25 protein-coding genes and 1 pseudogene are annotated in these 24,164 nt (G+C 68.9%); 13 read left to right on the top strand and 13 right to left on the bottom strand.

Annotated features, from left to right (window positions below):
- Nucleotides 1-45 precede the first annotated feature (45 nt).
- Both ACYQ5L_RS26100 and ACYQ5L_RS26095 read right to left on the bottom strand, forming a co-directional pair.
- Nucleotides 46-531 carry a tellurite resistance TerB family protein gene (locus tag ACYQ5L_RS26100; protein ID WP_459960921.1) on the bottom strand — a complete coding sequence of 162 codons (486 nt, stop codon included), beginning with the start codon at nt 529-531 and terminating at the stop codon, nt 46-48.
- Nucleotides 532-659: 128 nt separating this feature from the next.
- Nucleotides 660-1,838 carry a winged helix DNA-binding domain-containing protein gene (locus ACYQ5L_RS26095; RefSeq protein WP_459960920.1) on the bottom strand — a complete coding sequence of 393 codons (1,179 nt, stop codon included), beginning with the start codon at nt 1,836-1,838 and terminating at the stop codon, nt 660-662.
- Between the two features lie 337 nt (nt 1,839-2,175).
- Between ACYQ5L_RS26095 and ACYQ5L_RS26090 the strand changes: the two genes are divergently transcribed.
- Nucleotides 2,176-3,255, top strand: a complete 1,080-nt coding sequence (locus tag ACYQ5L_RS26090) for an alpha/beta hydrolase family protein (protein WP_459963542.1) — start codon at nt 2,176-2,178, stop codon at nt 3,253-3,255.
- An 8-nt stretch (nt 3,256-3,263) separates the two neighbouring features.
- Here the strand turns inward: ACYQ5L_RS26090 and ACYQ5L_RS26085 are convergent, their stop codons facing one another.
- The 3 genes from ACYQ5L_RS26085 to ACYQ5L_RS26075 all read right to left on the bottom strand — a co-directional run bounded on the left by ACYQ5L_RS26085 (nt 3,264) and on the right by ACYQ5L_RS26075 (nt 6,553).
- On the bottom strand, nt 3,264-5,753 hold the full coding sequence (locus ACYQ5L_RS26085) for an ABC transporter permease (RefSeq protein ID WP_459960919.1): 2,490 nt from the start codon (nt 5,751-5,753) through the stop codon (nt 3,264-3,266).
- A gap of 75 nt (nt 5,754-5,828) precedes the next feature.
- Nucleotides 5,829-6,251, bottom strand: coding sequence for a type II toxin-antitoxin system VapC family toxin (locus tag ACYQ5L_RS26080; protein ID WP_459960918.1), 423 nt, complete (start codon nt 6,249-6,251; stop codon nt 5,829-5,831).
- Nucleotides 6,248-6,553: a type II toxin-antitoxin system Phd/YefM family antitoxin gene (locus ACYQ5L_RS26075; RefSeq protein ID WP_459960917.1), complete on the bottom strand. Its 306-nt coding sequence runs from the start codon at nt 6,551-6,553 to the stop codon at nt 6,248-6,250. The genes ACYQ5L_RS26080 and ACYQ5L_RS26075 overlap by 4 nt, the downstream gene beginning before the upstream one ends.
- 142 nt (nt 6,554-6,695) lie before the next feature.
- On the opposite strand from ACYQ5L_RS26075, the gene ACYQ5L_RS26070 reads away from it, so the two are divergent.
- The 6 genes from ACYQ5L_RS26070 to ACYQ5L_RS26045 all read left to right on the top strand — a co-directional run bounded on the left by ACYQ5L_RS26070 (nt 6,696) and on the right by ACYQ5L_RS26045 (nt 11,238).
- Complete coding sequence (locus ACYQ5L_RS26070; protein WP_459960916.1) at nt 6,696-7,562, top strand: arylamine N-acetyltransferase family protein; 867 nt, start codon at nt 6,696-6,698, stop codon at nt 7,560-7,562.
- Between the two features lie 196 nt (nt 7,563-7,758).
- Nucleotides 7,759-9,345 carry a serine/threonine-protein kinase gene (locus tag ACYQ5L_RS26065; RefSeq protein ID WP_459960915.1) on the top strand — a complete coding sequence of 529 codons (1,587 nt, stop codon included), beginning with the start codon at nt 7,759-7,761 and terminating at the stop codon, nt 9,343-9,345.
- Between the two features lie 195 nt (nt 9,346-9,540).
- A complete protein-coding gene (locus ACYQ5L_RS26060) occupies nt 9,541-9,759 on the top strand; it encodes a type II toxin-antitoxin system VapB family antitoxin (RefSeq protein ID WP_459960914.1) in 219 nt (72 codons plus the stop codon).
- Complete coding sequence (locus ACYQ5L_RS26055; RefSeq protein ID WP_459960913.1) at nt 9,756-10,166, top strand: PIN domain-containing protein; 411 nt, start codon at nt 9,756-9,758, stop codon at nt 10,164-10,166. Before ACYQ5L_RS26060 ends, ACYQ5L_RS26055 begins: the two co-directional genes overlap by 4 nt.
- Nucleotides 10,167-10,302: 136 nt before the next feature.
- Complete coding sequence (locus ACYQ5L_RS26050; protein WP_459960912.1) at nt 10,303-10,593, top strand: DMT family protein; 291 nt, start codon at nt 10,303-10,305, stop codon at nt 10,591-10,593.
- Nucleotides 10,594-10,632: 39 nt separating this feature from the next.
- The gene (locus ACYQ5L_RS26045) at nt 10,633-11,238 is read left to right on the top strand and encodes a maleylpyruvate isomerase family mycothiol-dependent enzyme (RefSeq protein ID WP_459960911.1); all 606 of its coding nucleotides are present in this window, start codon (nt 10,633-10,635) and stop codon (nt 11,236-11,238) included.
- 136 nt (nt 11,239-11,374) lie between these two features.
- Here ACYQ5L_RS26045 and ACYQ5L_RS26040 read toward each other — a convergent pair whose 3' ends face one another.
- On the bottom strand, nt 11,375-11,704 hold the full coding sequence (locus ACYQ5L_RS26040; RefSeq protein WP_459960910.1) for a hypothetical protein: 330 nt from the start codon (nt 11,702-11,704) through the stop codon (nt 11,375-11,377).
- Between the two features lie 53 nt (nt 11,705-11,757).
- Here ACYQ5L_RS26040 and ACYQ5L_RS26035 point away from each other — a divergent pair, with 53 nt between their 5' ends.
- The gene (locus tag ACYQ5L_RS26035) at nt 11,758-12,786 is read left to right on the top strand and encodes a helix-turn-helix domain-containing protein (protein WP_459960909.1); all 1,029 of its coding nucleotides are present in this window, start codon (nt 11,758-11,760) and stop codon (nt 12,784-12,786) included.
- Complete coding sequence (locus tag ACYQ5L_RS26030; RefSeq protein WP_459960908.1) at nt 12,783-12,989, top strand: DUF397 domain-containing protein; 207 nt, start codon at nt 12,783-12,785, stop codon at nt 12,987-12,989. The genes ACYQ5L_RS26035 and ACYQ5L_RS26030 overlap by 4 nt, the downstream gene beginning before the upstream one ends.
- Here the strand turns inward: ACYQ5L_RS26030 and ACYQ5L_RS26025 are convergent.
- A complete protein-coding gene (locus ACYQ5L_RS26025) occupies nt 12,976-13,830 on the bottom strand; it encodes a helix-turn-helix transcriptional regulator (protein WP_459960907.1) in 855 nt (284 codons plus the stop codon). The genes ACYQ5L_RS26030 and ACYQ5L_RS26025 overlap by 14 nt on opposite strands.
- Before the next feature lie 167 nt (nt 13,831-13,997).
- Between ACYQ5L_RS26025 and ACYQ5L_RS26020 the strand changes: the two genes are divergently transcribed.
- The 4 genes from ACYQ5L_RS26020 (at nt 13,998) to yidC (ending at nt 16,605) form a co-directional block, all read left to right on the top strand.
- Nucleotides 13,998-15,029, top strand: coding sequence for an aldo/keto reductase (locus ACYQ5L_RS26020; RefSeq protein WP_459960906.1), 1,032 nt, complete (start codon nt 13,998-14,000; stop codon nt 15,027-15,029).
- 49 nt (nt 15,030-15,078) lie between these two features.
- On the top strand, nt 15,079-15,366 hold the full coding sequence (locus ACYQ5L_RS26015; RefSeq protein ID WP_459960905.1) for a putative quinol monooxygenase: 288 nt from the start codon (nt 15,079-15,081) through the stop codon (nt 15,364-15,366).
- 73 nt (nt 15,367-15,439) lie between these two features.
- On the top strand, nt 15,440-15,736 hold the full coding sequence (locus ACYQ5L_RS26010; protein WP_459960904.1) for a DUF6412 domain-containing protein: 297 nt from the start codon (nt 15,440-15,442) through the stop codon (nt 15,734-15,736).
- Nucleotides 15,737-15,831: 95 nt separating this feature from the next.
- The gene (gene yidC / locus ACYQ5L_RS26005) at nt 15,832-16,605 is read left to right on the top strand and encodes a membrane protein insertase YidC (protein ID WP_459960903.1); all 774 of its coding nucleotides are present in this window, start codon (nt 15,832-15,834) and stop codon (nt 16,603-16,605) included.
- Nucleotides 16,606-16,884: 279 nt separating this feature from the next.
- Here yidC and ACYQ5L_RS26000 read toward each other — a convergent pair.
- The 6 genes and pseudogenes from ACYQ5L_RS26000 to ACYQ5L_RS25975 all read right to left on the bottom strand — a co-directional run.
- Nucleotides 16,885-18,078, bottom strand: a pseudogene (locus ACYQ5L_RS26000) (ATP-binding protein); the annotation flags it as partial.
- 279 nt (nt 18,079-18,357) lie between these two features.
- Entirely contained in the window at nt 18,358-18,915 is a 558-nt protein-coding gene (locus ACYQ5L_RS25995) for a hypothetical protein (protein ID WP_459960902.1), read from the bottom strand.
- Nucleotides 18,905-19,174, bottom strand: coding sequence for a hypothetical protein (locus ACYQ5L_RS25990; RefSeq protein ID WP_459960901.1), 270 nt, complete (start codon nt 19,172-19,174; stop codon nt 18,905-18,907). Before ACYQ5L_RS25990 ends, ACYQ5L_RS25995 begins: the two co-directional genes overlap by 11 nt.
- A gap of 28 nt (nt 19,175-19,202) precedes the next feature.
- Nucleotides 19,203-19,745, bottom strand: coding sequence for a hypothetical protein (locus tag ACYQ5L_RS25985; RefSeq protein ID WP_459960900.1), 543 nt, complete (start codon nt 19,743-19,745; stop codon nt 19,203-19,205).
- A 47-nt stretch (nt 19,746-19,792) separates the two neighbouring features.
- Nucleotides 19,793-23,794 (bottom strand): MnhB domain-containing protein, encoded by a 4,002-nt coding sequence (locus ACYQ5L_RS25980; RefSeq protein WP_459960899.1) that lies wholly within the window; start codon nt 23,792-23,794, stop codon nt 19,793-19,795.
- Nucleotides 23,795-23,828: 34 nt separating this feature from the next.
- Nucleotides 23,829-24,095 (bottom strand): hypothetical protein, encoded by a 267-nt coding sequence (locus tag ACYQ5L_RS25975; RefSeq protein WP_459960898.1) that lies wholly within the window; start codon nt 24,093-24,095, stop codon nt 23,829-23,831.
- Between the last annotated feature and the right edge of the window lie 69 nt (nt 24,096-24,164).

Below are 24,164 nucleotides of genomic sequence, written 5' to 3'. Positions count from 1 at the left end.
GCGGGATCTGTCCCGAAAACGGAGCAACCAGCCGGTAAGCGGTCTTTACAAACCGAATTCCCGCGGATCCAGATGCAGCACCTGACAGGCTTCCTGCACCGCCGCCACCTCATGGGCGTCGAAGCTGCCGTCGGCATTGCCGATCATGATGCCGATCTGCACGACCGCGCGCGCCTCGGTGGCCTTCCCGGTGGCCTTGGCGATCTGCTGCATCACATAGGCGCGCCCGAAGGCCGGATCCATGGTGATCCGATTGCAATTGTCCTCGAACAGATTTCGCAATTCATCGGTCGGAAAGTGCTGCAATACCGGGTCCGCGCCGATCAACTGCGCCACCCGCATCCGCTCCTCCGGATCGATACTGCCGTCCGCCGCCGCGACGAGCGCGCAAATCCCCATGGTCGCGTCCCGGAAAGACCCGCCCCGCAACTCGTTCCGCTTGGTGAGCAACTGCTCACGCCACTTCGGCGCGCTCTCCAGCAACCGGCTGATCGAGTGGGCATTGGAGACGAGACGGTGCAGGAAGGCCATGACACACTCCGAATACGCGCTGATATACCAACCGCACCCTAACAGTCTGCCGCCCGGTAGGTACCTGCGAATTTATTCGCCGACAATCGGTCCGCGGACCTACTTTCGAGTAACCGCGAAACGGACTCTCAGGCGGTGAGTTCGCGCTCCAGCGGAGTGCGAAAGCGGGGGATCGGCCGCACCTCGCCGTACCACGCGGTCATACGAGCGGCCTCCGACTCGATCAGGGCTTTGGCGTCCGCCCCGACGTCTTCCAGGAGGCGCCAGACGATTTCGCCGTCGGACCGCTGCGCCCAGCCGCCGACGATCCGGCCGTCCCACCAAATGGTCGGGCCGACATTGCCATTGCGATCGAACAGCGCCGGCGCGTGCGCGCCGAGATACCAGTCGCGGGCCTGCCAGCCCATGGGCGTCGGATCCAGCGCCGGCAGCAGTGCCGCCCACGGTTCGGGCGCGAGCTCCGGATCGAGATCGTCGGCGAGCACCAGCCCGGTGCCGCCGTCCAGATCCACCTCGGCCGTCTTCACATGAGCGAGGGCCTTCCGGACCTCACCGAGAGTCCACCCGGTCCACCACTTGATATCGCTCACGGGCGCGGGACCGAAGGCGTACAACCACTTTCGCACCAACTCGGCCCGGGCCTCCTCGGCGGACATCTCCGGAATGCCCGCGGGGAGCCAGGATTCGATGGGCGCCCAGGTGTACTGACTGCTGGACCAGCTGCCGTTCGGGCGGCCGCGGACAATGCGGCCTTCCGCGCCCAGTGTCACCAGGACCCAGGTGGTGATATTGGTCGGCTTCGAATACGGCTTGCCCGGGGCGGTGTCGACCTGGGTGCGCAGGCGGGGAACATCCTTGCTCAACTGGGCGCCGGTGGCGCTACCCCGGGTGAGCAGGGCCCGATGGGTTTCCGCCTCGACCTCGGCCCACCAGGCGGCGATATCGCCGTCCACCGCTCCGGCTTGTTCGAGGTAACGGCTGTAGGTCTTGCGCTGCTTGTGCGCCAGCGCGTCCGCGCACGACGCCTGCAACGCGGGCAGCAACTCGATCGGCGCGACGAACATGGTGCGCCGCATGGCCAGCAGGCGCAGCAACGTCCGATCCTCGTACAGCGCCTTCTCCACATGCCCCGGCTCGATGGACCGTGAGCGCGCCGCGACCGACAGATAGACCGTCGCCGGATCGGTGGCATGCAGCACCACCATGGACCGCACGATCTCATCGACATCATCCGTACGCGTGCCGGGCGCCAGCCTGTGCCGAACCGCCAGCCGAGCCCGCCGCTCCGCGGCATCCATCGAACGCATGCGCGAATCGTAGCCGCCGGCGCCGACAACGGCCGCGCTACGCCGACCCGGCCACCGCGCACGACTGGAACTCCTGCCACGTACGACAGGAACGCCCGTCGCATGGCGGGAACTCCTGCCGCATGGCGGGAACTCCTGTCGCATGGCGGGAACTCCTGTCGCATGGCGGGAACTCCCGTCACATGGCAAGGAACTCCCCGCCGCGGGACGGAACCCCCTATTCGTCATCCCGGCATGCTTTTGGGCGGGATCTCCCACGACGGGTGAGATTCCGGCCAAAAGCGCGCCGGAATGACGAGGGCGTGTGCGCCGGAATGACGAGGGGCGTGTGGGCTGGATGGGTGAGGGCGCGTCGATACGCAGGAGATCGATCGAGCGCCCGGCGGCTGCGGCGCGGTGGCCGGGCTCGGTGTGGCGGGCGTGCGATGATCACGCCATGCGGGTGCGGTCGCGGTTCTCGGCGATCTTCGGAGCGGTGCTGACCTCGGTTGCCGCGATGGTGGTGGCGATGCCCGCGGTGTCGGCCGAGCCGGATGGTTCCGGGGTGGGTGTGCGGCCGGTGACGCTGATCGTGGACGGTGAGGAGGCCACGGGACGGGTGTACGAGCCGGGCGGGCCGGTGCGGGATCTGATTGTCGCGGTGCACGGGCACGGCAGGGGGTCCGAGGATTTCGGCGATCACCTCATGGCGCTCGCGCGGCGTACGGGGACGCCGGTGTTGTCGATGGATCAGCGGTCCGCCGTGAGTGGCTGGCGCACCGGAGAGTGGAATGTGTGGGCCGGGTGGCGGGATACGGTGGCGGCCACGCACTGGTATCGCGGGGAGAATCCGGGGATCGGGCGGACCGTGCTGTGGGGGTGGAGTCAGGGCGGTATCACCAGCGGGCTAGCGGCGGCTTATGCGCCGCCGGGGACCTATGACTATTGGGTCGACACCTTCGGGCATGCGGACAGTTTCACCGCGTGGTTGAAAGCCGCACTGCTGAACGGGAACATGCGAGCGCAGATCGAGCGGGATGCGGGCGGGTGCTCGCCGGTACTGTGCCCGCAGGCGTATGCCGACCGCTCACCGGCGCTGCTGGCGGGGCGCATCAACGTGCGGCGCACGCTGCTCGTGCACGGCACGGATGACGCGGTGGTGCCGTATCCGACGACTCTGGAGATGCGGACCGCACTCGCACTCTCCGGTAGTCCGGTGTCGGTGTACACCGTTGTCTCCGGCCGTGATCCGGACGGCCGCGTGGTGCCGGGGTTTCATGGGCCGAGCCCGGCGTTCTTCGAATCCGGTTGTGTCGTCGAACGATTGCTGCTCGGCACGGAACCGGTGACCGGCGGTGACCACGACTATCTGATCGATCTGGCGCGCGGCGTCGACACCGCGCCTCCGGCCCCGCCGAATGCCGTGTGCGCGGGCTGATTCCGAATCTATTCCGCGCTGACCGCGTCCACGATATTCAATCGCGCCGCCCGCAACGCCGGTGGAATCGCGCCCAGCAAGCTCAAAGCCAATGCGCCGGCGCTGAATACGGCCAGCAGCGGCCCCGGGCGGAAGGTGACGTCGATGCCCATCAGGTCGGTGGCGAGCAGTGAATACAGGAACTGATTGGTGAGCCCGAACGCGACGCCGAGCCCTGCTCCGACCACGCCGATGGCGGCGGCCTCGGCCAGGACCATGCGCAGCGCGAATCGGCGGCTCGAGCCGACCGCGCGCAGAATGCCCAGCTCGCGACGGCGTTCCAGCAGCGCCAGCATCAGCGTGTTGAGCAGCGCCATGGCGGCGATGAGGGCCACGATCACCAGCATGATGCGGGACAGCACCAGGCCCTGCTGCATGGCCTTGCCGACGCCGTCGAGCGCGGCCGGCCCGGAGTACACGTGGATCTCCGGCGGCACGACTTCCCGTACGGCCGCGAGCAATTCGCTCGGTTCGGTGCCCGGTGCGGCATCGACCTGCAAGGTGGTGGCACCGGGCCGGTCGAACCAATCCCGCATGAGCGTCAGGCTGATCGACGCGGTGCCGGTGAGCGCGGAGAAGTAGGACACCGTATCCAGCACCCGGGTGCGCTGCTCGCCGCTGGGCGTCTGCACCGCGAGCTCGTCCCCGGCCGAAACTCCCAGTGTGCGCGCCAGATCGCGAGACAGCACCACACCCTCGCCCGCCAGCAGCCGCCGCTGTGTCTGCGTATCGAGCCCGTGCGACATCGCATAGTTGCTGTCCGGTTCGACCCCGTAGACAAGGGCTTTCGTGCCGCCGAACGAGGCGAACGCCAGCTGTCCCTGGACCACCCGGCCCACGCCGGGCACGGCTGCGACCTTGTCCGCCAAGCCCTCCGGGAGCAGCGGCGTCGGCACCGCGTCCTCGGGAGTGACGCTCACCCAGACGTCGTTGTCGCCGATGGAGGCGAAAGTGTCACGCGCCGAACGCACCGCGTCGGCATTGGCCCCGGTAATGGTCGCCGTCATGGCGACCGCGATGGTCACGGTGATCAGCGTCGCCCACACCCGGCGCGGCGCCCGATCGATATTCACCCCGGCGAGCACGCCCGCGGGCCCCAGCCGCCGCGCCAGCGATCCGGCCGACCGCACGATCGGACCGGTCAGCGCGAAGGCCAGCGCGATCTCCGCGGCGAACGCGACACCCAGTGCGGCCGAGGCGAACAGCCCGAGATTCGCCCGCGTGACCAGCACCGCCAGCCCCGCGAGCAGCACCCCGAGCACGCCCGCGATGATCAGCAACCGGCGCGGCAGCGCATCGGCCTGCGAGCCCCCGACCGGAGCCAGCGCCTCCACCGGAGCCACCCGATACACCTGCCGGGCCGCCACCGCCGAGGCCGCGAGACTGGTCAGCACGGCAGCCGCCACCGCCGCCGGAATCGCGTACCAGGGCAACAGGTATTCCATGCGCGCCTCGAGCACCTGCGTGAACGCCCCGGGCAGCAGGCTGATCGCATACCTCCCGGCCAGCACGCCCAGCGGTGCGCCCAGCAGCCCGCCGACCACGCCGAGCACCGCCGCCTCGGCCAGCACATCGCGCACGATCGTCTGCCTGCGCCCGCCGATGGCGCGCAGCATGGAGATCACCGGCCGCCGCCCGGCCAGGGCCATGCTCATGGTGTTGTAGATGAGGAAGGCCGCCACCACGAAGGCGATGGCCGCACCCTGCGCGGCCATGAACCGCAGCATGACAATGCCATTGCCGGTCTGCGCCGCCCGCATGGTCGGCGCGCCCACCAGCGCCCGCCCGGCCACGGCCGCGGTGACGGCCGAACTCACCTGCGCCGCATCGGTATTCGGAGCGGTCATGACCAGCACGGAGTCGAGCTGCCCGAGCCGCCCGGTGATCTTCTGCGCCAAGGGCAGCGGAGCCACGAGATAGTGGCCGCCATTGAGCCGCGCCAACTCCTCACCCGCGAGCACGGCCGCGACGGTGACCCGGCTCGAACCCACTTGCAGCGACTCGTCTTTCGCGTAACCCGCCGCCGGACCGGCGAGCACGCCATTGGGCGTGCTCAGCAGCGCCGCCAGCTGTTCGCCCTGCACCGCGCCCCGCAGATCGCTGTCCAGCGCCGCACTGGACGCGTCCACCCCCAGCACCAGCAGCCGATTCGCGTCCTGGCCCACCGTCGCTCGCAGCATCGGCACCGCCGCCGTGACGCCCGGCACCCGCGCCACATCGGCCCGCACCTCCTGCGGGAACCCGGCATCGGTGACCCCGGAGACCTCCAGCGCCGCCGCGCCCGCGAGCCCGGAGGCGAGCCGCTCGACCGACCCGGTCAGCGATCCGGAGATCCCGACCACCGCCACCAGGAATGCCGCCGACACCGCCATCACGAACACCGACGCCGCGGTCCGCCCCCAGTGCGTCGTGAATTCCCGAATACTCAACAGCCGCAGCCGATCCAGCAGCGCGATCATGGATCGACCGTAATCCGACCCAGACAGCCCTGTCCACGACCCGGTGCGATCGGGCGGCCGCTGGTGACCGCGCAATCAGCGTGCGTTGGGACGAGTGACCGGGCAGAGTGTCACCACCTGCTCGATACCGGCGAAGTCGGCGGGGTTGACGGTAAAGAGCGGCAGCCCGTGCACAGAGGCTATCGCCGCGATCATGAGATCGATCCTGCGCGGCTTCGGATTTCGTCCAGCGGCGAGAACTGCTGCGACGATATGGCCGTACCGTCGTGCTGCGCGAGCATCGAACGGGACCGGCTCGAAAAGCGCCTCTGCGTTTTGGATGCGTTCGATGCGCCGGGCCCGCTCCGCAGGATCGGTCGTGAAGTGCGGTCCCGCGGCGAGTTCGGCCATCGTTATCGAACTGGTGAGGATCTCGGCAGGCAGCTCATCCGGATCGACGGCATCGATGAGAATCAACACATTGGTATCGACCAGGCCGCGCTCATGGACGGCGGTCACGAGTCGCTGCCCGGCGCGAACTCGCCACGGCGATAGGCGCGGTCGTACGGGTCGTACAACGAGTCGTCGACGAAGTCATTGTCTTCGGCACCGCCCGAAAGCCCCGTGAATGCGGCGATTACCTCGTCACGAGGCACCGCCGTACGCCGTCGAGCGTGGCGGTGCGGCACCAGATCGGCGACTGCGGTGCCGTCGACCGTGACCGTGTAGGACCGCCCGGCCCGCACTTCGCGCAGGATTCGACTGGCCTCGTTGCGAAGTTCACGCTGCGGGATCTCAGGCAGTTCGGCGGGTATGCCCATCCCGCAATCCTATCGGCTGTGACTACAGGTCCGCTACGGATGCGCTACGCCAAATATGCGGGCCGGGAACACGTCGAGGAGTATTACGGTTGCTCGAGGGAGTCGGGGCTCGACGCCGAGCCCGCAGGACAGGGAGGCAGCGATGAACACGCCGGTGGATCCGACCTACACGTGGAACGGCGCGGAACTGGATCTGGACGCGTACCTGGCGCGCATCGGCTACACCGGCGAGCGCACGCCGACCCTGGAAACCCTGCGCGGTCTCGTCCACGCGCACACCACCAGCATGCCGTTCGAGAACCTGGAGATCATCTTCGGCCGCGGCATCCCCCTTGACCTCGAGACCTTGCAGGACAAGATGATCCGGCGCCGCCGCGGCGGCTACTGCTACGAGAACGTCGGCCTGTTCGCCGCCGCCCTCGAACGGCTCGGCTTCGAGTTCACCGCCCTGTCCGGTCGCGTCACCATGGGCGCCACCGCCCTGCGCCCCGCCACCCACGCCCTGCTGCGCGTCAGCCCGGCCGACGACGACCGCGACTGGCTGGCCGACGTCGGCTTCGGCTCGGGTCCGCTCGGACCCGTCGAACTCACCCCCGATCGCGGCGAATTCGCCCTCGGCGCATGGCGTTACCGCCTGGAACGCGGCACCGGTGCGCTGGACAGCGAACTGTGGACCCTGCACCAGTTCGGTCCGGAGGGCTGGATCTCCCGGCACACCTTCACCATGAACCCGCAGTACCGGATCGATTTCGCGGTGGGCAACCACTTCGTCTCCACCTCACCGCGGTCGCCGTTCACCGCGCGCCCGTTCGTGCAGCGTTTCCACCCGGACGCGCACCACACCATCGACGGCGCTACCTGGACCACCGTGCGCCCGGACGGCGCCGTCGAGACCCGGGAGCTGGAACCGGCCGAACTGCCGAAGGTCCTCGAGGAAGTGTTCGACATCGAACTCGACGCCGCCGATGCGGCGATCCTCACTCGGGCCGAGTGGGCCTCGACGCGCTGACCTGCGGATATCTGAATACTGTCACGCCGACGTCACGTGAATGCGGCGAAGATCTCACCGAGATCTCGCTCATATCTCACGCTGACGTCGGCGCGGCGCGCAACGCCCGCTACACTCGTGCGGGGAAACAAGCGGGCAACCGCCTCGTCACAGTCGTCTCGGAGAACTTCGGAGTAGTGCCATCGAAACCGGCCAAGTGATCGCAGGGCATTACCGCCTGGTCGAACGGATTGGTAGCGGCGGCACAGGTGTCGTCTGGCGGGCCGTCGACGAACGGCTGGAACGCTCCGTGGCGATCAAGCAGATCATCACCCAGCCGAGCCTGTCGCCTGCCGACAAGGACATCGTGCGGCAGCGCGCCGCGCGCGAAGCGCGCAATGCCGCGCGCTTCCAGCATCCCAATGCCATCGTCGTCTTCGACATCACCGAGCACGAGGGCGACCCGTGCCTGGTCATGGAGTATCTGCCGTCGCAGAGCCTCGCCGTGGTGCTGTCCTCGCAGGGCACGCTGCCGCTGCCGCAGGTCGCGCGCATCGGTGAGCAGGTCGCGTCGGCGCTCATCGCCGCGCACCGCGCCGGCATCGTGCACCGCGATGTGAAGCCGGGCAATATCCTGCTCGGCGACAACGGCGCCGTGAAGATCACCGACTTCGGCATCTCCAAGGCCAAGGGCGATGTGACCCTCACCGCCACCGGATTGATCTCCGGCACCGCCGCCTACCTCGCCCCCGAGGTGGCCCGCGGCGCGGAGCCGTCACCGGCCGCGGACGTCTTCTCCCTCGGCGCGACGCTGTTCCACGCGCTCGAAGGCGAACCGCCCTACGGCACCAACCCGAATCCGCTGGCGCTGCTGTACGCCGCGGCCAATGGTCAGATCGGTGAGCCGCGCAATGCCGGACCGCTCGGCGAGCTGCTGCTGAGCCTGCTCAGCTTCGAGCCGGAGGACCGGCCGAGCATGCTCGAGGTGCGCGACATCATGGCGGAATTCGCCGAGGTCGGGCCGGATGCCGCCGCCACCCGCGTGCTGGCCTCCCGGCGTGGCGGAGTGCAGGAGCGGCCCGCCGAACCGGTCACCCCGCGCCCGCCGCGGCAGGCGCCGCGCCCGGTCACCCGGCAAATGGACCGGCGCGCCGCGAATGTGGACCTGCCCACCGGCGCCATGAGCCAGGCCGCGCTGCTGGCGACCCCGCCGCCGCAGCCGCCGATCTCGGCCGGGCCGCCGACCCAGGCCACGCCCGGGCCGTATCACGAAGAGCCCAAGTCGAAGAAGAAGATCCTGGTGGCGGCGCTGGTCGCGGCCATCGTCGTGGCGGGAGCGGTCGTCTTCGGCGTGCTGAGCTCCGGCGGCTCGGACAATACGGGCACGGATTCGGGCAGCGTCTCGGCCACCCGCGAATCCACCTCCTCGACCACCAAGGCGGGCTCCGCAGCACTGGGGCAAACCAAGAGCGCCGGCCAGATCGGCGTTATGGAAGCCGCCGATGTGATTCAGAAGTTCTATGACGGACTCGTCTACCTGAACTTCTCCGAGGCCTGGTCGCAACTGACGCCCGCCGCCCAGCAGGTGTACGGAAACCAGCAGGCCTTCACCAGCTACTGGACCTCGAACCGGGTCACCCGGTACTCCGAGATCAGCGGTGCGCGCGGCAACGACAGCCAGAACTCCGACGGTTCGGTGGACATGGCGGTGGCCAGCGTGACCTACGGCAGCAAGAACAAGTCGGTGGAACTGCGCGTGGTCGACACCGGCAGCGGCATCCTGATCGACAGCGACACCAAATAGCAGTCGCCTCCCGCGACTATCGGGCAACAACACTGCGCCGCACCGGAATCCGGTGCGGCGCAGTGGCATTTCCGGGCCGTCGACGGTCTCGCTGCGTCGTAGCCGCAGTCGCAGTCGCCGGGGAACATGTCGGATAGATCTATGTTGGTGATGTACAGTTATTTGTACATCACCAACATAAGGCGGAGGCTTGTCATGACAGTCACGCAGATCGACCTCGACGACGATGCTCTACAGCGCGTGATGGCTCTATCGAAAGCGAAAACCAAGAAGGACGCGGTGAACCTGGCTCTGCGGTTCTACGCGGAGAAGCAGGAGCGTGCCGCTCGTATCGCCCAGCACTTCGAGCGAGCGCGGCATTGGGGAGCGATCGACGAAGCTGCTCGTCGGCACGAGGAGGAAAAGGCCCGGTGATCTACCTGCTCGACACCTCGGCCCTGGTCCGATTGCTGTCGAATGAGAAGTTGCAGCATACGTGGTTCGACGCAATCGATGCCGAAGCCATCGGCTCATGTTTTCCGCAGCGTGCGGAGTTCCTGTACAGCGCTCGAGATCGCACCGAATACGACGAAATCACTGAGATGTTCTCCGACCTGTACCCAGACGTCACAGTTCCCAAGCATGCCGATCGATGGGTTGCGGCGACGCAGTATCGGGTGTCGCGCGCGGGCGAACACCGCAGCGCCTCAGCGATCGATCTCATCATCGCCGCGACTGCCGCGCACCACGGATTGACCGTGCTGCACGACGACAACGACTTCGCGACCGTGGCACGCCACGCACCCGAGTTGCGGCAGCACAACATTCACGACATCGCCTGAAGACCCTGCCTGCTCTACCCCGGCCGCCGCGCTCGCTTTGGGGGCGGTGTTGGTCGCGGCGCTGGCGTGCTTCCTGATCATCGGCAATCCAACCGAGGGGAATTCCACTGCGCCCCTCACGGATTGGATAGTCCCCTTGGCAGCTCTGCTCGGGCTGGTCGGCGCGGCGGTGGCGGCCGGGGGTGCGACCGGAGATCCGGCCCGCCGGGCCCTGCTGTTCGGCGCCGCGGGCGGCGCGCTGTACGGGCTCGCGGCCTCACTGCCCGCCGTCGCCATTGCCGAACCCCTCGCCGCTGCCTTCATCGGGCTGACGGTGCTCGAGGAACGGCTGCGCACAGGAGGTTTCAGGCTGGTCGTGGTGGGGCTGACCGTGATCGTGAGGTGCGCCGCCACGGTCCGCTTGTCCCGGGTGCAGGCCGAAGTGTGACCTCTATCGCAATGCACTTGTGGTGGTTAGCCTTTCGTTATGAACGTACGCCAGATGCTCGGAGACGAGCGCGGGGAGCTGGTCGAACTGCTTCGTTCGCTGTCCCCGGAACAATGGGAGACGCCATCGCTGTGCACGGGCTGGACGGTCCGGGATGTGGTGTGCCACTTGCAGACCGACACCGTCTCACTGACCAGCTACGGTCTGCTCGGCCTGCGCAACCGGTTCTCCGTGAACCGCATCAATGACGCACTTGTCGAGCGATTCCGTCAAGTTCCTACCGAGGAACTGGTGAAGCGCCTGGACGGTCGGTTCGGCTGGTTCTCCAAGTTGTCCCCGGGCCTGGCGCTATCGGATGCGTTCGTGCACCAGCAGGACATTCGGCGGCCGCTGGGTCTGGAACGCAAAGTGCCCGGCGAACGCCTGGTCCACGTGCTCGGCAATCCCGACCCGTTCGCCGCGCCCGGCCGCTATATGAAGGGTCTGCGCTGGGAGGCCACGGATGTCGACTGGGCCAAGGGGACCGGTCCCGCCGTGCGCGGGCCCGGAGAAGCCTTAGCCCTCGCCATGGTCGGCCGCGGCGTCGCCGTGGACGATCTCGAAGGTGACGGCGTCGCACTCGTCCGGGAACGCTGCAAACGCTGAATTCGTGGGCAGCTGGGTCAGCTCGGAGATGGTGAACGACGGACCCAGTTGCCCGTTCCGCCAGACGGGAGCCCATGACCCGTCGTGGTACTGAACCCACCCGGCAGGCTGTTCTTCGCCGATCAGCGCGAGCGCGTCAGCGATGTCCATCGGAACCAGTTCGCGAATAGACGTTTTCAGGGCTCACGGTGAACACGTCCACCACCTGCCGGAGATCCCCGGGTACGGTGCCGCCCTCGAAATGTGTTGCGCTCGGCACGAATACGGCTGCGGCATTGATGCGCGTGATCGTGGCCTTCAGCCCTGCGAGCAGCGGCTTTCCGGTCCGCCCGTCGATGACGATCATCTTCGCGAAGTCGAAGCCCCGCAACGCTGCCGTGCCACGAACCTCGGCTTCGTCCCACGCTTGCCTCACACCACTGACGTCCGATCGGACGTAGCCGATCGCGGTCGGTCGAAACTTCATCGTGTGCCTCCGTTCTGGTTGGTGTTCCATGTCGACTGACTCGTCCACGCGATATGGTGGCCTGTGTCACAGGGCTCTGGAGTCTCGAGCGGAGAGGTTCACCGAAGAGGCTCGAACGCCCAGCACGATTCTTGAGCGCCACCTACGCTGGTTCTCTGGGTGAGAAACAACAGGTGCGCCGGTTGAGAAACAGGGGGCACACGATGCCGAGAAAGGCAGATCTGACAGGTACGACTCTTCCGCGCCGACAACTGGGCCGTGCGCTCCGCGATGCTCGCCAGGGGCGCGGCTTGACACTTGATCAGGTGGCGACGGCAACCCGCATCAGCCGAGCTACGCTGAGCCGCATCGAGTTAGGGCAGTACGAGAAGGTCCGAGACATGGAGGTGGACTACCTGTGCCGGTATTACCTCCTGCCCGACGACCGAATCCAGTACCTGAAATCGCTCGTCGGCCAAGCTAATAGCACGGCCATCTGGTACCAGGACTATCGACACCTGATAGCTCCGGGATTCGGCACCTACCTCGAGCTGGAATCATTCGCATCCGAATTCTGGTTCTATCAGCCGATCGTGATCCATGGACTGCTCCAAACTCCCGACTATTCCAGAACATTGGAGCGCCTCCACCCGTCGGGCGGTGCTGCGGATGACATCGAAACGCGCGTGAAACTCCGAATGCAGCGGGCGAAAATACTCACCCGCCCGTACATGCCTGTCCACGCCGAGTTCCTGCTACACGAGAATGCTCTGTATACGCTCGTCGGTTCACCTCCGATCATGCGTACTCAGCTGCGGCACATAGCCGACCTGAGCACCCGCGACAACGTGATTGTTCGCATTCTTCCGTTTACGGCTGGACTCCCGACCGGGACAGTAATACCGCCCCACAACATCCTCGACTTCCCGGATACCGAGCCTTCGGTCGTCTACACAGAAGCCGCAATAGGCTCGATGGTGTTCGAGGATCAAGACGACGTGAAACGTGTACGCGCACTGCATGACATCCTCCGAAGCGCCTCATTGGCGGAATCGGAATCCAGAGATCGAATCAGGAAGATAGCAAGGAGATACGAATCGTGACCATCGACCTAACCGGCGCATGCTGGTTCAAGTCGTCGCACAGCGGCGCTCAGAACGACTGTGTCGAAATCGCATGGCTCGCACGCGGTCACGTCGGGGTTCGCGATTCGAAGAATCCCGATGGCCCGGCGTTGGTGTTCACGCCCGGTGAGTGGGACTCCTTCACCGCCGGGATACAAGCCGACGAGTTCAAGCGCCTGTAGTTGCCGTGGTATCGGCGGCCAGCGTGGCCAGCAGGTGCAATGCGGCGGCGCTGGGGGAGTCAGGTTCCACCGTGTGGGCGACCAGTCCTTGATCGGGATCGTCGGGGAGCCGCAGGGTTTCGAAGCCGAGATCGAGCCGGCCGACTACCGGATGCAGGTACACATAGCGGCCGTGGGTCTTGTCCTTGAGTTCGTGCCGCTCCCACAGCGCGCGGAATTCCGCGGACTCGGACAGATCCTCGATGAGGGCGGCGATATCCGGATCGCCGGGATTGCGGGTCGCATCGAGCCGCAGATAGGCCACCACATCGGAGGCCTTGGCGGGCCAATCCTCGTACAGCTCGCGCATGCCCTCGTCGAGGAAGACCAGCCGCGCCAGATTGCGCTCCCGCGGCGGCAGCGCGCCGAAATCGGTGATGAGGGCGGCCGCCAAGCGATTCCACGCCAGCACGTTGGTGCCGCGGCCGACAATGTAGGCGGGAACGTCGGCGGCCGAGTCCAGTAGCCGCCGCAAGCCCGGCCGCACCTGCTGCTTCGCGGGCGGCTCCTCACCGTCCCAGGGCCGCGCCAGCCGATACAGGTGATCGCGTTCCACCTGATTCAGCCGCAGCGCCCGCGCCACCGCATCCAGGACCGACTCCGAGAAGTGCAGGGTGCGTCCCTGTTCCAGGCGCACATAGTGATCCACGCTGACCCCGGCCAGCAGCGCCAGTTCCTCGCGGCGCAGTCCGGGCACCCGGCGGCGCGCGGTGTGATCCACCAGGCCGACCTCCTCGGGACGCAGCCGGGCGCGGCGGGAGCGCAGGAATTCGCCGAGTTCGGCACGACGGTCCAAGGTCATGCGACCAGTATCCAGGGGCGCGGAAACCGGAGCCTGGTCATGCCGTGCCCAGGCTCGCGCGGCACTGTTTACCCCGCTTGCGGATAACGAAAGTAGTGGTCACAGCCGGAACCGATCCGGCGGCGCGGTTCGGGCCGCGCACGATTTCCGTACACGGGAGATTTCGAATGACTACTCGTCCCTTCGGCGACACCGGCATGGACATCACCCCGCTCGGCTTCGGCACCTGGGTGATCGCCGGCTCCGGCTGGGAGTACTCGTGGGGAGCCACCGAGGACGCCGACTCCATCGCGGCCATCCGGCACGCCATCGGCCGCGGCATCAACTGGCTCGACACCGCCCCCGCCTACGGCCTCGGCCATGCGGAGACCCTGGTCGGCCGGGCCCTCGCCGACATCCCCGAATCGGAACGGCCGTACCTGTTCACCAAGACCGGCTTGATCTGGGAAGAGGGCGACGACCGTTCCGGTCCGCCGCGCCGCATCATGCGTCCCGATGCGGTCCGCCGCGAACTGGAGGACTCGCTGCGCCGCCTGCGCGTCGACCAGATCGACCTGTACCAGGTGCACTGGCCCGACACCGGCGCGGTCTTCGTCTACGGCGGTGCGGGCGAAGGCGTCGCCACCCCGACCCCGCTGGAGGAGTACTGGCAGGTCATGGCCGACCTGAAGAAGGAAGGCAAGGTCCGCGCCATCGGGCTGTCCAATCACAGTGCCGCCGAACTGGATCGGGCCGAAGCCGTCGCCCATGTCGACGCCATCCAGCCGCCCTTCTCCGCCATCAACCGCTCCGCCGCCCCCGAGATCGCCTGGGCGCACGCGCACAGCACCGGCGTCATCGCCTACTCGCCGCTGCAGTCGGGCCTGCTCACCGGCGCCTTCACCGCCGACCGCGTGCTCGCCGCCGACGATTGGCGTGCGGCCAGCCCGGATTTCACCACCGGTCTGCCCGCCAACCTGGCACTGGTCGACGCCCTGCGCCCGATCGCGGCCCGGCACGGCGTCACGGTCGCCGAAGTGGCGCTGGCGTGGGTGAACTCGTGGCCCGGAATCACCGGCGCCATTGTCGGCGCCCGCACCCCGGCACAGATCGACGGCTGGGCCTCCGCCGCCGACCTGACCCTGACCCCCGCCGACCTGGAATCGATCGCCGCCGCCATCATGGCCACCGGCGCGGGCACCGGCCCCGCCCGCCCGTGACGGTTCCGTGAAAAGCGTCGGTTCTGTTCCGCTCCAAGGAGATTCACCCATGTCGTTGCACGTCGTCGCCGAATTCCGGGCCCACGCCGGTCAGGAGGACAGGCTGCGCACCGCACTCGAGGCCATGATCGAGCCCTCGCTGGCCGAGCCGGGCTGTCGCGTCTACCAGCCCTTCACCAACCCCAATGATCCGTCGCACATGGTGCTGGTCGAGGAGTGGACCGGCGCGGCCGCGCTCGACGAGCACCTCCTCACCCCGCATTTCCATCACGTGGTCGGCGTGCTGGCCGGCATCCTCGCCGAGCCCATGACCATCCGGCGGCTCGTCGCGGAGTGAGAACGCGGGCGCCATGCCCACCCTGGTCGATGGGGTGGGCGCGGGCGGCCCGCGATTCTGTACTCTCGAATCCGTGATCTCGCGGATTGAATCGACGGCGCTGCTGGTGTTCGCGCTCGTCGTGTCCGCATGGACCGTGCTCTTCATGGCGGCCGCCGAGCCCAATTCGCTGATCGTGCTCGGTGCGGCCGCCATTGTCGCGCTGACCGCCGCCCTGCTCGCGACCCGCGGGCCGTTGGTACTGGTCACGGCGAATTCCGGGCCGCCCGAATCGGCGGGTCGCCGGCTGCGCGGCGCGTTCCTGCGGCAAAGCAATCCCGACACTGCGGGGCGTCCGCGCCCACGAGCTCCCGGGGCCGTTCCGGCCTGACCCTGCCCGGATAACGGCACGGTCGGGCAGACGTCCGCCCCGATTCGCTTCACCCGCGCGCTGTCGCGGGTGCCTCGCAGTGAGGTCCCGTTTCCATGCTCGATTTCATTTATTACCCCGTGTCCGGCGTGCTCTGGCTGTGGCATACGGCGTTCGCGTCGATATTCGGCGCTGCCAGTGGCCTGGCCTGGGTGCTGGCCATCATCTTCCTGGTCATGACCCTGCGCGCACTCCTGTTGCGGCCGTTCCTCGCCCAGGTGCGTTTTCAGCGCGGTCTGGTTAAGATGCAGCCGCACGTTCAGGAGATTCAGCGCAAGTACAAGGGCGATCGGGAGCGCCAAGCCGCCGAGATCGCGAAGCTGCAGAAGGAGCACGGCGTCAATGTGCTGCTCGGCTGTCTGCCGATAGTCGCCCAATCGCTCGTCTTCATCGGCCTGTTCCATGTCCTGCGCTCGTTCCAGAACGCCGACACCGCCAACTACGTGTTCTCCCCGGACCAGGTGCAGTCCTTCCTACAGGCGAAACTGTTCGGCGCGCCGCTGGCCGAAACCCTGGGCACCGCCGGTGACGCCTTCGGTTCCGTTGCCGCCGTGGCCATTCCGCTCATGGTCATCGCGGCCATCGCGACCCACTTCACCGCGCGCTTCTCCATCGCCCGCCAGCAGGAGACGGCCGTCGCGCCGAACCCCCAGGTGAACCTGATGAACAAGCTATCGCTGTGGGTCTTCCCGGCCGGTGTCCTGGTCGCCGGCGCGGTGCTCCCGGTGGCGATCCTGCTCTACTTCGTCACCCAGAACGCCTGGACCTACGTGCAGCAGCATCTGGTCTACCGCCATCTGGACGCGCGCGAAGCCGAGCCCGTGCCCTGATTCCGCCGCGGCGATGAACTCGCTCGTCCCGGTACCACCGCGCTCGTGGGCCACATGGACCCATCCGGTCAGCACCGCGATGGCCAGCAGTACGACGACCGCGATGAGCGCCGCGATCGCGGCCTGGAACAGCCGTGTGCGCAGAGTGCGGCGGCGCTGCCGAATCATGGACTCGGACAGGAATTCTCGCGCCAGCCGGTTCGAGGTGCCGGTGCGGTGCAGCCAGTCGATCGCATCCTCGAGCCGGGTGCGGCGGTAGAGCAGGCGCGGCGGCCGGCCCTGGCGCGCCCACTCCCGGGCGTCGGCCTCGATGCGGGGGCGCACCGCCGCGAATTCCCGTTCCTCGGCCAGCCATTCGGTCATCCGGGGCCAGGCGGTGAGCAGCCCGTCGTGCACCAGCTCGATATCGTCGCGGTGCCGCACCACGATGCGCACCTTGGTCAGCCATGCGATGACCGCCGCCGTCGCCTCCGGATCCTCGGCCTCGAGAATCAGCGTTTCGGGTGACAATCGATTGCGCTGGGCGGCGGTCGGTCCCAGAAAGACCAGATTCACCAGTACATTCCGCGCCGCCACCCGATCGCGGTCGCTCATTGCCGACCAGAGCGTCTCGCAGCCCTTGCCGACCGCCCCGGCCACACCGCCGGACTCGCGATACGCCTCCAGCGACAAGGTGTTCCCGCGCCGGTTCTCCCAGGTCGTGGCGAGAACATAGGACAGCATGGGCAGGCGGATGGGATTGTGCGGATCGAACTCGGCCAGATCCCGCAGCAGCACCTCGATCAGGCTGTCCTCGATCTTGAGCCCCGTCACGGCCGCGGCCCGGGTGATCGCCTCCCGCATCTCCGCTTCCGACATCGGCTCCAGCAGCAGCGACGGATTCCGCAGCGGTTCCAGCGCCGGATGATTCGCCAGATCGGTGAGATAGGCGCTGTCACAAGCCAAGACGACCGTCGTGCGCGGTTCGGCCCCCGGCGTCGACAGCTCCACCAGCCGAGCCAGGAACCCCTCCGCGACCTCGGCCGCGCAGCGGGCGAAGAGGAACTCGCCGCGATCCACCAGCAGCAGCCGGGGCCCGGGCCCGGCGGCGTCCAGGGCCGCGTCGAGATCGTCGCCGGGCACCACCGCCACGGCCGTCCGCGGTCCCGGATCGGCCTGCAATCCGGCCGCCAGCAGCGAGGACTTGCCGACGCCGCGCCCGCCGAGCAGCAGCACCAGCGCCGGCCCGGGCCCGGATTCGGCTGCCTCGACCAGATCCCGTAGCCGCGCCAGCGCCGCACCGCGCCCGAAGAACAGATCGGCGTCCTCCGGGCGGTAGGCCGACAGCCCGCGATAGGGCGCCCGGCCGGTATCGGCCCGCGGCTCCTGCGCCGCGCGGGAGCTCTGCCACTCCGCATGCCAGCGCGGCAGATCCAGCAGGGCCGTATCGAGCCGCCGATCGGGCGGGCGGGCGCGGGTCTGCTGGATCAGCACTTCCAGCACGGGCAGCACCGATTCGAAGGTGGCGGGGATGCGGTGGCCATTGCGCCAATCGCTGATGCGCTGCGCGGTGATCGGGGTGCAGCCGGGGCGAATCCGGGTGTTGGCGGCGCGGATCACCGATTTCACCGTCGGCGAGCCGGCGGCGGCGAACAGCGCCGAGAGCCGCACGGCGAACGCGGCGCGGCCGTCGCAGCCGCCCGGATCCGCCCCGCCGGTCGAATCCGGTTGGCGGGGAGGCCGAGTCGCGCCCGGATCGATCAAGGGCGCCCCCTACCGCCGCACGCCCGGGCCGGGCTGCGGAGCGATCGTGGATTCGGCGAGCACCGAGGAACAGGACAACCGCATACCCTCCACCGACGTATCGAGCGAGTGCAGTGCTTGCTGTACCGAGTCGACGGTGTCCGGTGCGGGACTGGCACCGTCGATGGCCTGACCGAGCCGGGTCAGGGCGTCGTGCAATGCGGAGCCGGCGTCGGCGACGGCTGTGAAAGCCCGCCGCGACAAGGGCGAATCCATGGTATCGGTCGCCGCGTCGAACTCGGCGTCGATGGCGGCCGACAGGCGCGCCGCCTCCCGCACCCGGCGGCCGACCTCGGCCACGTCACCGCGTTCGGAGGCCGGTCCGATCCCATTGAGCTGCTCGGACAGCGATCGGAAGGTGTTCTGCAGGCGGCCGACGCTGCGGCTGCCGACGGTGCAGTCGGCGGTATCGGGATCCGGGGCCGCGCCGGCGGCGGCCGGCTCACGCGAGCAGCCGGCCAGCGCGGCGATCGTCATCGTGGCCGCCACGATGACGATCGCCGCCCGGCGCGCCCATTCAGGCGACATGCGCGAGCCCCGAGAGCACGGCGTTCTGCACGGCGGGCAGAAAGCCCAGATTCGCCACCAGGGCCATTCCCAGGCCGAGCCGGATCCGCCGGTGCCGGTTCCACCAGCCCACCGGTCCGCGGCGGCGGTGGCGGGGCAGCGGCGGCGCCTCGCCCACATTCTCTTCGTAGTATCCGTAAGCGACTGGCGCGGAACGAGTGTCGATCAGCCCGCCGAGCGGATCGACGGTACTCGTACCGGTGGATCGGAACTCCAGCATGGCGTACTCCTCGAACGTCGGGGACGGATCAGGAGATGGTGTCGGTCCACGGCCGCAGCAGCGCGTCGTACACGTCCCGGGTGAACCGGCCGCGGCCGACCAGGTCGCCCAGCACGGCCGCGGTGACGGCCTGGCTGACCACGGAGAGCGTGCCGATGGAGCCCAGCGATTGCAGCAGCCCGGCGATATCGCCGCCGGTGGCCGCGGCCGGGCCGGACGAGACGGACTGGCCGGCAACGAGTCCCGCGATCTGCACATTGCGGGAGCGGCCGAACTCCTTGGCCGTCTCGCTCGCGATCTGCAATGGCTGCGGATCCTCCGACGGCTGCCCGAGGCCGGACAGCAGCCCGGCCAGGCCGCCGGCGCCGCCCCCGGTGAGGGCGGCCATTCCGGCCTGCATCTGCTTGCCCGCCTCGGCATTGAGCCGTTCCCGCTCCTCGGCGGTGAGCTGGGCGGCGCGCTCCACGATCCGCACCACCGCCCGCCACTGCGGGCCGTACAGGTATTCCAGGTGCAGCGCCGGATCGGCCGGATCGAATCCCGCGGTGTTCTCATTGGTTTCGACGTTCATGACGAACTCCTTCATTTCCGATGGATGGGAAGGGATTTCGATGACGCTCACACACCGACCGAGACCAGGCGCCGGGTGGCGTTGTCCTGCAAGCCGTCCGCCGCATCCGCGCCGACCAGGGGAATCTCGGCGTGGGCGACGGGAGCGGCGGCCGGACGGGCCGCGGGCGCCAGCAGCGCCTGCAATCCCGCGATGACCTGGTCCAAGCTCGCGGTATCGGTAATGCTGTCGAGGAACTGGCTACCGGTCTCCGCCGCACCGCCACTGCCCTGCGCATCGAGGGCCGCGCGAACAGCGGAGATGACATACGACCGGAACGCCGGATCCAGCAGCAACAGCAGCGGCAGCAGCACGAGTGCCACCAGTGCCGCCAGGGCCAGCGGTGCACCGAGAGCCAGCCCACCCGCCAGCAGCGGCAGCCCCAGGGCCAGCGCACCGGCCAGCACAGGAGCGGCGACCGCCGCGATCGCGAGGGCCGGAATCGCCACCGCGGCCAGCAGCGCCAGCGCCGGAACGGCGATCGCCGCCAGCACGGCCAGTGCCGGAATGGCCACCACCGCGAGCGCGGCGAGCGCAGCGACGCCCAATCCTGCCGCACCGGCACCGGCGGCGATGACCGCCAGGACCGGCAGCGCCAGCGCAATGGCGAAGGCGCCCACCGGAATCGCGAGCAGCAGCAGCGGCAGCAGGGCGAGGGTGATCAGGCCGACCAGCGCCAGCGGCACGCCGACCGCCAGCAGCGGAATGCCGATCACCGCGACCGCCGCGAGGCCGAGGGCCACCACCGGAGCCGCTGCGGCCGCGACCGCGCCGAGCGCCGCCAGGGCCAGGATCGGCAGGGCCGCCGCGACCAGCGCCGCCAGCGCGGCCGCGATCGGCGCCAGGGCCAGCACCGCCAGCACGCCCAGGATGACGGGTGCGGAGAAGTCGACGGCCATGGACACCAGCCAGGCGGCCAGCGCGAATCCCTTGACGGCGAACCACAATCCACCGGCCAGGATGAGCGCCAGCAGCGGCACGCCGAACAGGCCCAGCGCGCTGATGCCCAGCGCCGCGCCCGCCACGGTCAGCCCGGCCACCAGGAACGGCAGCCAGACCGCGCCCACGGCGAGGGCGATCACCGGGGACAACGCGGTGGACAGGATCGGCGCGAACGGGCCCACGATGAGGAACGGCAGCGTGAGCACCGCGGCCGCCACCAGCGCGGCGACGCCGACCGGCAGCATGGCGATCACCGCGGCCAGGGCCACGCCCAGCGCGAGGACCGCGCCCGCCACGAATTCCGCACCGAGAATGGCCAATCCGGCCGCCAGCACCGCGCTGATGACCGCACCGGCCACCACCGTGGCGGCGATCGCCACCGGAATGGCGACCAGCAGGAACGGCGGGAACAAGCTGGCCGCGTAGACGAACGAGGTGATGATCAGCAGCGCGGTCAGCGCCAGCGGAATGCCGCCGGCCACGGTCAGCACGCCGACCAGGCCCATGAGCAGGCCGGTCACGATCGCCGTGCCGCCGATACCGGCCAGCACCGTCAGCAGTTGCGCGCCCAGCAGGAACGGCAGGGCCAGCAAGGCGATCGGCGGATTGATGACGATCAGCGCGCCCAGCGCCAGCGTCAGCATGGCGAAGGACAGCACATTGATGGCCAGGCCGCCCACCGCCGTGACCGCCACCGCCGCCAGCGCCCACGCGATCATGAGACCGGTCAGCGCGATGAACCCGCCCAGGGTGAAGACGAAGTTCAGCGCGACCAGGCCCATCGCCGCCGCCGACACGATGGCCGCGAAGGCGATGAGCGCGGGCAGCACGAACGGAATCGTGTACGGCATCAGCAACATCAGCAGTCCGCCCGCGATCACCGTGCCGGACGCCCAGGTCACCGCCGCCACCAGGATCAGCGTGGTGCACAGCGCCACCAGCAGACCCGAGGCGCCCGCGGCGCCGAACAGGAACAGCAGGCCCAGCGCCGCCGGAATGCCGACCAGCACCAGCAGGAACAGCGGGGCCAGCAGCGGACCCACCACCGGCAGCGCGAAAACCAGTGCGGCGGTGGCGATCAGGCCGGCGATGACCGCGACGCCGGAAGCGATGGCGCCGCCCGCGGCCAGGATGAGCGTGGCCGCGGCCGCGCCGAACCAGAGCACCACGGCGGTGGCCAGGTGCACTGCCGTCGCCACCAGAGACAGTGCCAGCAGCGCGATCACGGCCGCCGAGCCGACCACCGACAGCGCGGCCAGACCGGTGACGAACAGCGCGCCGATCGCGGTGCCCGCAATGAGGGCCGCCGCCGCGAACAGAATGAGCGCGGCCACCGCCAGCACCGCCAGCGCGGGCAGCGTGATCAGGCCGAACGGGGTGAACAGCGAGGCCACCGCCAGTGCGCCGCCCAGCACCGCGGCGGCCACGAAAGCCGTTGCGAGGGTGCCGAATACGATGGCCGCCAAGCCGATGGAACCGACGATCAAACCACCCAGTGCCAGCACCGAGAACACGAACGGCGCGATGAACAGGCCCAGGAACGGCACGAAGATGCTCGTCACCAGGCCCGCCGCGAGCAGGCCCACGAACGCGGCCGCCAAGCCCACGCCGCCGATGGCCAGGAACGCTCCGGCCAGCGCGATACCGCCGACCACAATGGTCGCGAAGGCGGCCAGACCGGCGACCAGGATGATCGGGGCCAGCACCTGGAAGGCGATGAACGCCACCGGCGCGGCAATGATCAGCACCGGAATCGCGATGAGCGCCAGCACCGCCAGCACCGGCAGGGCCAGCACCGCGAGCACGATGCCGCCCACCACCAGGGCGCCGATCACCAGCGGTGCGAGCAGGATCGCACCGAGGACGACGACCGCGCCTATGCCGATCGCGCCGATGGCCAGGGCGCCGGCGAACAGCAGCGGCGCGATGGCGAACAGCCCCACGATCGGCAGCGCCAGCGCCGGCAGCGCCGCATTGCGCCGGACACCGCTGGTGTCCAGCAGGCCGCGCAGATCCCGCAGCAGCGGTGCGAACGCGGCCGCGGGATCGGCTACGAAGCCGAGCACCGGGCTCAGGAAGCCGAGCAGCGGGGCGATGCCGCTGAAAGCCGGTGCGGCGAAACCGAGTACGGCCGCGCCGAGCGCCTCCAGCCCGGCGGCCGGATTCGCGGTCAGCCGGCGCACGGTCTCGGCGAGCTGCTGGAGCGGATCACCCGCGCCGATCGTATTGCCCAGCAACGGCTCGAGCGCCTCCCGCAGCGCGCCCGCGCCCGCGGCGTCGACCGGGAAGTTGAACAGTCCGCGGCCGCGATCGATGAGTTCGGTGATCGGGTCCCGGGCGCTGTCGGGATCGCGGCGGGCGCCGGCGGCCTCGATGGCGCGGGTGACGAAGTTCAGCAGATCCTGCACCGGCTGCCGCAGCGGACCGGACGGGAAGGTGGTGTCGGCCCAACCGGCCAGCTGCCGCAGATCCAGTCCGGAACCGGCCACCTCGGCCGCGGCGGCCGCGATCTCGGTAATGGGCGCGGCGACCGGACCGAGCAGTCCGGACAGCTGGGGCGCACCGGCCGGGACCGTGCCGACCGCGGGGGTGGTCGCCGGACCCGACGGGGCCGAACCCGGAATCTGCGGGGCCTTGGGAATCAACGGCGCCACCGGGGTTCCGGCGGTCGCATCGTTCAGCGCACCCATGGCCTGATCGAGCACCCCCTGCGCGGCGGATCCCAGGTCCGGACCGAGCACCGTGCCGAGATCCGGGACGGCATTGCCGATGGCCGTGCCGAGTTCGGGCAGGGGAGCGCCCAGATCCGGAATCGGCACGCCGAGATCCGGAATGCCGACCTGCGGCTGCCCGGGCGCGCCGATGGCGGGCCGGGCCAGATCGCCGGGGGAGATGGGCGGAACCAGCGGCGCGGGCGCCTGGGCCGTGGCCTCACCGGTCGACACCATGACGGTGGCCAGGGAGGCGAAGGCCGCGGCCGCGTAGAGACCGCGGCGGTTGCGCTTGCACTCCTTCTGCTGCCGGGCGGCGCGTTTGGTCGTCCGGGTGCGTACGAGGGATGCGGACATGGGACGGAACCTTTCGATCGGGAGGAAACAGCACTCAGGCCGGGCCGGTTTCCCCGGCCGCACAATTCGCTCGCGATACGCCACCCTCGGTGCCCAGGGTGGGGCCGATCCGGGTGTGCGGCAGTCCGCCGAGATCGCGGCACCGGATGAAGGCGTGCTGTCCGGCGCCCGCGCCCGGCGGGCAGGTGAGGGTCATCTGATTGGGCACCGAATCGTCGGTGACGCACCCGGTGGCCGGTTCGGCCGCAGCCTCGACCGGCGTTTCGAGTACCGCGCCCGCAAAGGCGGATACGACTAACACAGCTAATGCCGTGAGTTTGCCGATACAGGTCATCAGCCGATGGTCCGAAGACGGGCCGGAGGCGGTCAA

This window comes from Nocardia sp. IFM 10818 (assembly GCF_054655275.1).
The sequence above is the reverse complement of the archived record's forward strand: the minus strand, read 5'-3'. Positions and strand labels throughout refer to the sequence as shown.

What these genes read in the sequence shown, in the direction of transcription:
- yidC (WP_459960903.1), top strand. Translation starts at nt 15,832, where the DNA reads ATGCTCGATTTCATTTATTACCCCGTGTCCGGCGTGCTCTGGCTGTGG.
- ACYQ5L_RS25995 (WP_459960902.1), bottom strand. Translation starts at nt 18,915, where the DNA reads ATGTCGCCTGAATGGGCGCGCCGGGCGGCGATCGTCATCGTGGCGGCC.
- ACYQ5L_RS25990 (WP_459960901.1), bottom strand. Translation starts at nt 19,174, where the DNA reads ATGCTGGAGTTCCGATCCACCGGTACGAGTACCGTCGATCCGCTCGGC.
- ACYQ5L_RS26090 (WP_459963542.1), top strand. Translation starts at nt 2,176, where the DNA reads ATGGGTGAGGGCGCGTCGATACGCAGGAGATCGATCGAGCGCCCGGCG.
- ACYQ5L_RS26025 (WP_459960907.1), bottom strand. Translation starts at nt 13,830, where the DNA reads ATGACCTTGGACCGTCGTGCCGAACTCGGCGAATTCCTGCGCTCCCGC.
- ACYQ5L_RS26045 (WP_459960911.1), top strand. Translation starts at nt 10,633, where the DNA reads ATGAACGTACGCCAGATGCTCGGAGACGAGCGCGGGGAGCTGGTCGAA.
- ACYQ5L_RS26075 (WP_459960917.1), bottom strand. Translation starts at nt 6,553, where the DNA reads ATGGGCATACCCGCCGAACTGCCTGAGATCCCGCAGCGTGAACTTCGC.
- ACYQ5L_RS26060 (WP_459960914.1), top strand. Translation starts at nt 9,541, where the DNA reads ATGACAGTCACGCAGATCGACCTCGACGACGATGCTCTACAGCGCGTG.
- ACYQ5L_RS25980 (WP_459960899.1), bottom strand. Translation starts at nt 23,794, where the DNA reads ATGTCCGCATCCCTCGTACGCACCCGGACGACCAAACGCGCCGCCCGG.
- ACYQ5L_RS26040 (WP_459960910.1), bottom strand. Translation starts at nt 11,704, where the DNA reads ATGAAGTTTCGACCGACCGCGATCGGCTACGTCCGATCGGACGTCAGT.
- ACYQ5L_RS25985 (WP_459960900.1), bottom strand. Translation starts at nt 19,745, where the DNA reads ATGAACGTCGAAACCAATGAGAACACCGCGGGATTCGATCCGGCCGAT.
- ACYQ5L_RS26020 (WP_459960906.1), top strand. Translation starts at nt 13,998, where the DNA reads ATGACTACTCGTCCCTTCGGCGACACCGGCATGGACATCACCCCGCTC.
- ACYQ5L_RS26035 (WP_459960909.1), top strand. Translation starts at nt 11,758, where the DNA reads ATGGTGGCCTGTGTCACAGGGCTCTGGAGTCTCGAGCGGAGAGGTTCA.
- ACYQ5L_RS26100 (WP_459960921.1), bottom strand. Translation starts at nt 531, where the DNA reads ATGGCCTTCCTGCACCGTCTCGTCTCCAATGCCCACTCGATCAGCCGG.
- ACYQ5L_RS26095 (WP_459960920.1), bottom strand. Translation starts at nt 1,838, where the DNA reads ATGCGTTCGATGGATGCCGCGGAGCGGCGGGCTCGGCTGGCGGTTCGG.
- ACYQ5L_RS26015 (WP_459960905.1), top strand. Translation starts at nt 15,079, where the DNA reads ATGTCGTTGCACGTCGTCGCCGAATTCCGGGCCCACGCCGGTCAGGAG.
- ACYQ5L_RS26085 (WP_459960919.1), bottom strand. Translation starts at nt 5,753, where the DNA reads ATGATCGCGCTGCTGGATCGGCTGCGGCTGTTGAGTATTCGGGAATTC.
- ACYQ5L_RS26070 (WP_459960916.1), top strand. Translation starts at nt 6,696, where the DNA reads ATGAACACGCCGGTGGATCCGACCTACACGTGGAACGGCGCGGAACTG.